Annotated in this window: 1 pseudogene; it reads right to left on the bottom strand. The window is 64.2% G+C overall.

The features are described 5' to 3' along the window. Positions 1-80: 80 nt before the first annotated feature. A pseudogene (locus tag ACY5KJ_RS01425) lies at positions 81-968 on the bottom strand (AAA family ATPase). Positions 969-987 lie beyond the last annotated feature (19 nt).

Below are 987 nucleotides of genomic sequence, written 5' to 3' on the forward strand. Positions count from 1 at the left end.
AAACAGGCCCTAGTAATCAGTTCGATGGATTCGATCAGTTCAATGGAGTTGATGGAGTCGATGGGTTGGGCTCGGGCGGTTCAGTTCGCGCCGAGCTTGAGGTGACTGATGGCTCGGGCCTGGTCGCTGGCGTGCTTGAGAACGACGCCGAGGGTCGAGGCGACGGCGGCCTCGTCGAACGTGTCGAATCCGAGCGCGAGCACGGTCTGGCCTCAGTCGATGGTCTCGGCGATGGAGGGCGCCTTCTTCAGTTCCATCGCCCGCAGCGCGCGGACGATCCGGACCAGCGATTCGGCCTGCCTCTCCGGGAGATCGGGCACCCGGGAGAGCACGATCTCCTTCTCCCGCTCGGCCGAGGGATAGTCCAGGTTGAGGTAGAGGCAGCGCCGCTTGAGCGCCTCGGACAGCTCCCGCGTCGCGTTGGAGGTCAGGATGACGAAGGGACGGCGGGCGGCGCTGATGGTACCGAGCTCCGGAATCGTCACCTGGAAGTCGGACAGCACCTCCAGCAGCAGGCCTTCCACCTCGACGTCGGCCTTGTCGGTCTCGTCGACGAGCAGCACCGTCGGCTCCTGGCAGCGGATCGCCGTCAACAGCGGCCGAGAGAGCAGGAACTCCTCGCTGAAGATGTCGTCGTGGGCCTGCTGCCAACCCTCGGCACCGCCGTCTCCCGATCCGGCCTGAATGCGCAGCAGTTGCTTCTTGTAGTTCCATTCGTACAATGCGCGAGCTTCATCAAGCCCTTCGTAACACTGCAGCCGAATGAGCTCGGCGCCAACCGCGGTCGCCAGCGCCTTCGCGAGCTCGGTTTTACCGACACCCGCGGGCCCCTCCACAAGCAGCGGTTTACGCAGCCGATCCGCGAGGAAGACTGTGGTGGCAATCGCCTCGTCCGCAAGGTATCCGGTCATGCGAAGCCGTTCCCGCACATCAGCGACGTCGGCGAAAGCGTGTTCCTGCAGCGACATGGCCACCTTGGAGTCGAAA

It is taken from the genome of Frankia sp. CcWB3, assembly GCF_977927595.1.